Here is an 8,766-nt window from a genome sequence, read left to right on the forward strand (position 1 = left end):
ACTCCGGCGGATAGTTCTTCATGACCACGAGATGTCCGTCCTCAGATCCTCAGGATCCAGTGTCTCGTGTGTCCAACATCAGGGGTCAAGGCCCCCGGACGCCACAGAAGCGGGTTCCCGGCCGTTCGTCGGTACCGCGTCCGCGCGCGGCGGTTGCGGTGTTGCCGGGTGGAGGGTTGCCGCTGCGGGGGAGTCTGGACCATACGGCGCGGATGCTGGAGCACGCGAAGCCGGATCAGCTGGTGGAACTGGTGCTGCCGTACCTGTGGACGGCTCTGGTGGACGGCCGTGTCCCGGCGAATGTGTGCGTGGATGCGTGCATGACGCTGCGGAACGCCTACGGCCAGCTCGGTGTTCGGGCTGAACTTCTGCCGGTTGACCTGGTGGTTCAGCACAAGGACGGAGGCGGCACCCGCTATGGCTCGCTCACGCCGAGCTGGACGGGAACCTCGTGGAACGGCCACTGCGTGCTGGTGCTGCCCGACTCCGAGCGGATTGTGGACGCCACGGTGGAGCAGTTCGACGAGGTCCGTGAGATCGCAATGGGCCCGATGGTCGGCAAGGTGGCATTGTCGATCGACGGCGACGGCTCGTTGATGGAGCCGGGAGCGCAGGTGGTGCTCCAGCGCGGGGACCTGCTGCTCACGTACACGGTCGCCGGACCGGAGGCCGTGGCCTCCATCGTGGAGCACCCGGAGGCGGTGGTCCACGCCGACGGTCACCGTCGCACCGGGGTGAACGTCGCTTCCTTCGCCCTGGTCGCCCTGCGCGGCGAGGGCGTGCGCGGACGGGCGATGCAGGCCCCCTACCCGAGGCTGCGGGCCCTGCTGCGCGCGGTCGGGGACGCCCCGTACGAGGCGGATGAGGCCGGGGACGTGCGGTTCTTCCTGCCCGATCAGGACGGCCGGGAGCAGTGGCTGCGGCTGGACGAGGTCCCACTGCCGCCGAGTGTCCCGGCCGCCTGGCCGCGCTCGTAGGCGGCTCCAGCGTCCGGCTTGGCGTGACCATGCGGCAGTCCGCTCGTTGCCCGGGGTGAAGCCCTCCGCAGACTTCCGGCGCCCGTTCGGCGGGCGGCGTCCTGGGGGCTGGAGGCGCTGACCACATCGAGGTCGCCGGCCACGGTGACCCGGCAGGTTCCGGGCCCGGGTCGGGTGCACTGCGACGTGGAGCGTGTCGTACACGGCGCCCCCGGTCAGCGAAGCGAGACGGGGTGCGCCTCCAGGAGACCCCCGGACCGGCGGCGGTGTGCAGCAACGAAAGGACGCCCGGCGGCGGCAGCATCGGCCGGACGCGTCACCCGGCCATCGGGCGGCGTCCAGACTCACCTACGCGGTCTCGGTGCCCGGGGCGGTCCCGCCTGCCCACGCGCGGGCGGCGGCGAGATCGTCGGCGGTCCCGGCAGGGACGTAGGCGAAGCCGTCCCACTCTTCCAGGGCCCGCGGCTCGTTAGGGCTCAGGTGGCTCGCGCCGCCGTGCAGCGGCCGGTGTCGGCGCCAGACGTCCATCGGCGGGCGACGCCGCCGGTTGTACGCGGCGAGCGGGTCGCTGGCGTCGATGCGCGGGACGGCGCGGGACGGCTGGTTCGGCGGTCCGGGTCTCGAATGCCTGCCCATGGTTCTCGATGGTCTCAGGCCGCGACCGCAGTCGGGCGGGAGGCGGCGAGATCCCGTGCCCGGGTCCGGACCTCGTCCACGGTGGCGGTCTTGTACGGACGGGCGGCGGCCAGCAGCGTGTTCAGCCGGGAGGCGACCAGCGTGGAGTCGACGCGGGCGGCATCGTCCAGCGCCTGCTGGGCCGCCGCCGCTGCCTGCTCGGCCTCCCCCTCGGCGAACAGCGCGGCGGCCAGCCCGACCTGATCCATGACCCGCACTCGCTCGAACCCCGGCTTCCTCAGCGCGAGGGCGTCGGTGAAGTGCACGCTCGCGGGCCTGCGCGGGCGGCCGATCCCGGCCAGGTCACGGGCGGAGACCGCGCGGGCACCGGCGTGCTCGGCGGCGTCGAAGTACGCCACCCACTCCGGAACCTCGTCGCCCAGACCGTCGGCCACCAGCTCGTCGGCGGCGCCGAGGTGCCGCCCGGCCTCACGCTCGTCACCGAGAGCCGCGTGGACCCGCCCGGTCTGGGAGGCGACCAGCGCCCTGGTCGCGGGCAGGTTCGCCTTCGCCGCGGCCACCCCGAGCAGGCCGAGGGCGTCGCTGGGATGCCCGAGGTAGATCATCTGGTGGGACATGCGGGTGACGATCTCCACCCCGCGATCCGGCTGCCCGGCCTCGGAGGCCGCGTAGATGCCGTACGACCAGTAGCGCTGGGCGGTGGCGTACCGGCCGCAGTCGTGGCTGACCCACCCGGCCAGTGCCGCCAGGTCGGCGGTCGCCGCGAAGACCCGGGCCTTCAGCGACGGCGGTACGCCGTCCTCGATGCGCCGGGCGGCCTCGGCGAGCTGGGCGACGATCGCGGAGCGGTACAGCCCGCCGCCCTTGGAGGCGTCGGCCTTCGTGAAGAACGCCGTCACCTCCTCCAGCGCGGCGGTGGTGTCGGTGTCGAAGCCCTTGGTGTCGCGGCGGTCGAGGAAGAGGTCCATCTGGGTCCATCCGGCCAGGGTCTGGGCGGCTGCCTCGGTCAGCAGCGGGAGCTGGATGCTATCCAGCGTGGGCCCGGCGGCCGTCAGGCCGAGATCACCCGGGGTGAGCGGCTGGCCGACCGCCTCGGACAGCACCGCCGCGAGCAGGGCCGGGACCGGTGGGCGGGGGCGTTCGCCGTCGATCCAGCGCCGTACGCGGGTGGCGTCCGGCGCGATCTGCCGATGACCTTGGGCTTTCGCTTCGGCGACCACCCGGCGGGCGATCTCGCCGTGCGATAGGCCGCTCGCGGCGACCCACAGCGCGAGGTGCGGATTGCTGGATCTGCCGGTCATCGCCGTCTCGTCCTCCCCGACTGCTGTCACGGAGCGTGGCAGTTTCGCCACGGTTCGCGGCACCTACGGTACTGGTCAGGGCCCTGGCCAGGGGCGGATTCTGCTCAGGCGGTGGCCGCCCGGCTATCCGCATGAGGCAAGGGGAAGGGAACTCGCATGGCGACGCTTGCACCCCCAGCTCAGGTTCCGTGGGCGATGCGGCTGGTCACCGACCGGCTTCCGGTCGGCCCGCCCGCGTACGCCGCGGTGACGCTCGACGCGGCGACGCAGACCGCCCGCTACACCGACGCCGCCGGCCAGGTGGTGGAGATGGGCAAGCACGGCACGAGCAAGACCACCGGCACGGCGTCGATGTCCGGCGGCGGCGACGGGCAGAACCCGCAGCCGCAGACCCAGGACGACAACACCACCGACTACGAGTCGGACTGATCCGATGGCCTCCACCGTCCTGGTCGTCACCGCGCTGGAAGACGTCACCGCGGACCGTGTCATCGCCGCGCTGAACGAGCGCGAGGTGCCCGTCGTCCGCGTCGACCCGGCCGACATCGGCCCCGGCCTGACTTTCGGCGCCCGCATCGGCTCCGGGGCGAGCGCCTGGGCCGGGCGGCTGGTCACCGGCAGCCGGGAGGTGGAGCTGGGGGAGGTGGCGGCGGTGTACTACCGCCGCCCCACCCCCTACGCCGCCCGCTACCAGCACCTGCCCGCCCAGCAGCGCGACTTCGCCGCAGCCGAGGCCCGGCACGGCCTCGGCGGGGTGCTGAACCACCTGCACGGCGCCCTCTACGTGAACCATCCCGGCGCGGTCACGGCCGCCGACTTCAAGCCCGCCCAGCTCCAGCTCGCCGCCCAGCTCGGCCTGGCCGTGCCGCCGACGCTGGTCACCAACGACGTCGAGCAGGCCGCCAAGTTCGCCGCCGACCACGGCCCCGTCATCTACAAGACCTTCCGCGGCCTGCCCCGGGATGAGGACGGGCACACCGGCGCGATCTGGGCCCAGCGTGTCGATGCCGACACCTTCGACGACACGCTCGCGGTGACCGCGCACCTGTTCCAGGCGGAGATCCCCAAGACCGGCGACGTGCGCGTCACGGTGGTCGGCCGGCGGGTGTTCGCCCAGCAGATCGCCGCCCCGGACGGCGCGCTGGACTGGCGCCGCGGCGACTGGGACCAGCTCCTGCACGCCCCGATCGCCGTGCCGACGCCGGTCGAGGCCGGGCTGCACAGCTACCTGTCGGCGTTCGGCCTGGTCTTCGGCTGCTTCGACTTCGCCCTGACCGGCGACGGCGACAGCCCGGAGGACTGGGTGTTCATCGAGTGCAACCCCAACGGCCAGTGGGGCTGGCTGCCCGACGCCGACGACATCACGACGGCGTTCGTCGACATCCTGAGTACGAGCACGGAAGGAGGCGGAGCGCGATGATGCCCGCCGACCTGGAGACCGACGCCGAGCGGCTGCGCGAGGCGATGACCAAAGCCCTCGCCGAGGACGGCGTCCTCGGCGATCCCGGCTGGAGGGCGGCCATCGAGCGGGTGCCCAGGCACCGGTTCGTGCCGGGCTTCTACCTGCCCGCCGACGAGCACAACGGGCAGGGACTGACGGTCTGGGAGCCGGTCACCGCCGAACTCGACTATGGCCGCTGGCTGGCCGCCGCGTACTCCGACACCACGCTCATCACCCAGTTCGACAGCGACGAACCCGACTGGAAACAGCCCGCCATACGGCACGGCGGGGCGCCCACCTCATCGTCCACGCTGCCGTCGCTCGTCGTACGGATGTGGGCCGACGCCGACGTACAGGAGGGCCACACGGTGCTGGAGATCGGCACCGGCACCGGCTACTCCACCGCGCTCGCGTGCGAACGCCTCGGCTCCGCCGACGTCACGAGCATCGAGGTCGATCCGCACCGGCTGGAGCAGGCGGCCAGCGCCTTGTATGGGTGCGGGTACACGCCGACGCTGGCGGTGGCGGACGGGCTGTACGGCTACTGGCCCGAGGCGAAGTTCGACCGGATCGTGGCCGCCTGCTCCTTCCGCGCCGTCCCCCCGGCCCTGCTGGCGCAGGCCCTGCCCGGCGGGAAGATCCTGCTCACCCTGTCCGGCTGGCTGTACGGGTACGCCCGCGTCCTGCTCACCGTGAACGGCGACGGCACCGCCGAGGGCCATCTGCTGGACGGCACCGTGTCCTTCATGTCCGCCCGCACCCACGCGGCGCCGACGTTCGGCAACCCCGCCCACTGGGCCGCCGGGCTCCCCGATACCGGCCGGGCCGCCCGCCACTCCCCGGAGCGGATCACGGCCGCAACCGAGGAAGCGTTCCACCTGCGCTTCCTCGCCCAGTGCGCCGCCCCGGACACGCAGACGACGACCGTCGGCGAGGTCGTCCACCTGGTCGACGTCGTCACCGGCTCCGCCGCCACCCTCACCCCGCGCGAGGGCCGGTGGGAGGTCCGCGAGGGCGGCCCGGTGCGGCTGTGGGAGCGGATCGAGCGCGTGCTGTCCGCGTACGACGAGGCGGGCCGGCCGGGGCCGGAGACGTTCACCCTGCACGTCTACGACGGCGGGCAGCACCTACGACACCCGCAGATGCCCGGCCTGCCGCTCCCCAGGCCCTGACGGCCCGTAGGACTCCAGGCGCCCGGGCGGGAAGTGTGACGGCTCCCGACCGGGCACCTGGCCGTGTTCACCGCACCCACTCGTACTCGTCGTCCGCGTCCCATCCGGCGTCGCGGTCACCGTCAAGCAGATCGTTGATCTCGTCCTCGGTGAGGACGTCGCGCACATCGTCCATGGCGATCAGGATGCCCCGGTGACAGGCTCGAACCGGCCGTAGATAAGGACTCGGGTCCAGAAGATCGGAGACAGGGCCCGCAGCCCGTAGACCACCAGCGTCCTCTGTTCAGGCGATACCGAGTTCGGCCAGGGCCTGCATGCGATCAGGGCTGAGCTTGGCCCAGCGGGCGGGGCTTTTGATATTGGAGAGCCAGATGCCGAGCTTGACCTCCTCACCATCGTCGAAGCGTTCGACGTGCTGGCGCGGGACCCATACGTGCCCTTCACGTTCCCGGAACTGCCTCAGCGCCGCCAGCCCCCGCGCGAAGGCGTCCCCCCGTGGCCGCACCGCAGTGCGAGCAGACTGCCCGGTCTGCTCAGCGGGCTGGATACCCAGAGCCTCCAGAAGCTGACGCTGCCCGTCCAGCAGCCCAGTCCACACCTCGTGCCGACGTTGCCGGGCCAGCCACTTGCCGACGTCCATGCCGTGCACGGTGACGCCGGGCAGCAGCTCGGTGAGCGCAGCGTCCTCCTCGGCGAGGAGCTCGCGTACGGCGACGTAGTGCCGCTGCCACGTGACGGGCCAGACAGGGTTCCAGTCCGGGTCGATCGCCGCCAGCGCGGCCTCGCGCTCGGGGTGGCCGGCCAGCGCACCCGGGCGGCGGAGGTTGGACAGCCACTGACCGATCGGCCGGCCCAAAGCGGTCGCCGTCCGCGGTGCGCACAGCGTCCAGTGCTGCTCGTAGTACACCCGCGCCGCTGCCAGGTTCTCCTGGAACGCCGCATCCGTCGCGTCCCACACCATCCCGAGCTGCTCGAGCCGCTCGGCCCGCTTGCCGGACAGCTGCGCGGCCCCGTACGCCCGTCGCTGCTCGGCGATCCACTGCCCGAGCGGGTACGCGCCTTCCTTGTGGTCGTACGGCACCCTCAAGTGCGCCTGGCGCTCCCGGTACCGGCGCGCGGCGGCGTACCCGCGCACCCAGTCCTGCCGCTCGGTGTCGATCACATTGAAACTGACCCACTCAGCGACCATCACCGGGTCACGCGGCGCGGCAAAACGCAGCAGAAACCGAGACTCCTCTTCACCTTCCTCGGGTGCTACACCGATATTCCACGAAGGGCCCACGACTCTCTTCTGCGGCTCCTGTGGAATGGCAAGCAATTCAACGGCCTCTTCATCATGAGCCCTAAGCCCCTGCAACACCTTCACCAAAGGACGGTACGAACCGGAGGTGAACATGTCCTCCGGCTGCTCCCCGGGCTGGAGGAAAACGGGCACGATCAAAGAGGCCAGTTTGCCCTCGCCGGGCTTCTGCCGAAGCGCCCGCCCGATCGCCTGCACGATGTCGTGCGGCGCGCCCTTGGGGTCCAGCAGCGCCACCGAGTCCACCGCCCGGATGTCGACGCCCTCGCCCAGGACGCGGCAGTTGGAGAGCACCGCCCGCAGCGCCGTGGTGCCGAAGCCAGCCAAGACCTCCCGCCGGCGCTCGGGCACGTGCTCCCCGCACAGCCAGTCGACCCAGATCCGCCCCGGGTACTTCTCCGGATCGTCGGCGTGCAGCTTCGCCGCCACCGCCGCCAGGCCCTCCGCGTAAGCCTGCGCCTCTATCGTCCGGTGATGGAAGGTGATGGTCGTCTGCAGCCGGTGGTCGGCCATGGTGCGCAGCAGCGCCGCCTGCAGAGCACCAAGCCGCTGTCCGCGCACCTCCTCGCTGCGCCGCTCCTCACCCATCAGCCGCTCCGGGGTGACGACCGGGTCCTGGAGCTCGACCACGATGATCTGATACCGCGCCAGCAGGCCGCGCGCCACCGCCGATGCCAAGGTCAGCTTGTACAGCACCGGACCGAAGATGGACTCATCGTCCATGGAGACCGCCAGCTCCTCCGGCAACGCCTCCCGAACCCCCTCGGCCACCTCCCAGTTGGGCCGCTCCTGCCAGATCCGCGGCGTCGCCGTCAGGTACAACCTGCGCGCCGCCGGGATGATCCCCTGGTCATGGATGTCCGCCCACGCCTTCCCTAGCGACCCCGACGTACGGTGCGCCTCGTCCACCACCGCCAGGTCCACCGGCGCCAACCGCTGCCCGTAGACGCCCTCGAACGCCTCGGCCAGCACCGGCAGCGACGCGTAGGTGGCGTAGATGGTCACCGGCCCCGTCCCGTGCCACATCGCCAGCCGCACCGGGTTCGTGGTGCACCGGACCTTCAGGCTCCAAAGCTCCGGATCCTCCTGCAGGGAGCAGACCGCAACCGCCGGCCCCCTATGCCCGACCCGGTACCACTCCTTCACCGTCTGCGTCAGCAGCTCCAGCGTCGGCACCAGCACCAGGACCCGCCCCCGAGGCAGCATCTCCCGAGCAGCGAAAGCAGCGATGACCGTCTTGCCCGTCCCACAAGCCGCAACAACCTGACCGCGCAGTCCGTTGACAGGAATCCCACCAGGCGGCACATCAAGACCGCGCACAATGGCGTCAACCGCCTCAATCTGATGAGAGCGCAAGTCACGCCTCGTCATAACCATCCGGCACTCTCCTCTTCGCGGAATGCGGCGCGCTTCAAGCAGGGAATCCCCGGAACCTGGGCTCCGGGATGGTGGTGCGGTGTAGTTCCCAGACTCTACACAGTGCATAACCGTGATGCATCCCGCTCGTACCAGGTTCGTTCACGAGGGTTACACATCGACAGTTCGAGCCCCACATCGGATGGTTGGAGTGCTACGATGGTGGAGTATTGCCGGTCTGGCCACAAAGCCAGGCGTGTTGGGGGAGAGGTTCGGCGGAGCGCAGCGGAGCCCGTCTCTACCGTGAGGCCGGCACCCATTCGATTCCAACGGGCCATCAGCCCCGTTCTGGGGGTGATAACTGGGATTTCCAGGCTTTACACGGTGCCGCGCGTGATGCACCGACCCCTTGCTGCCAGCCCAGGAGGCCCCGCTTGCGGGGACTCCCGCAATTCGCGCTTGCGCGAATTGCACTACGCTTCTGAATTCCGCTTGCGGAATTCAATTCCCGCGCTTGCGCGGGAATCTGGCGGAGCGCCAGCGGAGCCAGGCCGAAGCGCAGCGGAGGCGTTCACTTCTGAGC

At 71.0% G+C, this 8,766-nt stretch carries 7 protein-coding genes; 4 read left to right on the forward strand and 3 right to left on the reverse strand.

Features of this window, described 5'->3' with window-relative positions; genetic code table 11:
• Positions 1–212: 212 nt before the first annotated feature.
• The gene (locus ACFCZF_RS40285) at positions 213–977 is read left to right on the forward strand and encodes a hypothetical protein (RefSeq protein WP_376675898.1); all 765 of its coding nucleotides are present in this window, start codon (positions 213–215) and stop codon (positions 975–977) included.
• A 348-nt stretch (positions 978–1,325) separates the two neighbouring features.
• Here ACFCZF_RS40285 and ACFCZF_RS40290 read toward each other — a convergent pair whose 3' ends face one another.
• Positions 1,326–1,613 carry a DUF6087 family protein gene (locus tag ACFCZF_RS40290; RefSeq protein WP_376675899.1) on the reverse strand — a complete coding sequence of 96 codons (288 nt, stop codon included), beginning with the start codon at positions 1,611–1,613 and terminating at the stop codon, positions 1,326–1,328.
• Positions 1,614–1,627: 14 nt separating this feature from the next.
• Positions 1,628–2,944, reverse strand: a complete 1,317-nt coding sequence (locus ACFCZF_RS40295; RefSeq protein ID WP_376675900.1) for a Tat pathway signal protein — start codon at positions 2,942–2,944, stop codon at positions 1,628–1,630.
• 126 nt (positions 2,945–3,070) lie between these two features.
• On the opposite strand from ACFCZF_RS40295, the gene ACFCZF_RS40300 reads away from it, so the two are divergent.
• The 3 genes from ACFCZF_RS40300 to tgmC are packed head-to-tail and all read left to right on the forward strand — an operon-like array spanning position 3,071 to position 5,527.
• On the forward strand, positions 3,071–3,343 hold the full coding sequence (locus ACFCZF_RS40300) for a putative ATP-grasp-modified RiPP (protein ID WP_376675901.1): 273 nt from the start codon (positions 3,071–3,073) through the stop codon (positions 3,341–3,343).
• A gap of 4 nt (positions 3,344–3,347) precedes the next feature.
• Positions 3,348–4,334: an ATP-grasp ribosomal peptide maturase gene (tgmB, locus tag ACFCZF_RS40305; protein WP_376675902.1), complete on the forward strand. Its 987-nt coding sequence runs from the start codon at positions 3,348–3,350 to the stop codon at positions 4,332–4,334.
• Complete coding sequence (gene tgmC / locus ACFCZF_RS40310) at positions 4,331–5,527, forward strand: ATP-grasp peptide maturase system methyltransferase (protein ID WP_376675903.1); 1,197 nt, start codon at positions 4,331–4,333, stop codon at positions 5,525–5,527. Before tgmB ends, tgmC begins: the two co-directional genes overlap by 4 nt.
• Before the next feature lie 283 nt (positions 5,528–5,810).
• On the opposite strand, the gene ACFCZF_RS40315 is transcribed toward tgmC, so the two are convergent.
• Positions 5,811–8,198 carry a Helicase associated domain protein gene (locus tag ACFCZF_RS40315; RefSeq protein WP_376675904.1) on the reverse strand — a complete coding sequence of 796 codons (2,388 nt, stop codon included), beginning with the start codon at positions 8,196–8,198 and terminating at the stop codon, positions 5,811–5,813.
• Positions 8,199–8,766 lie beyond the last annotated feature (568 nt).

Source organism: Streptomyces sp. NPDC056296, from assembly GCF_042268605.1.
Taxonomy (GTDB): domain Bacteria; phylum Actinomycetota; class Actinomycetes; order Streptomycetales; family Streptomycetaceae; genus Streptomyces.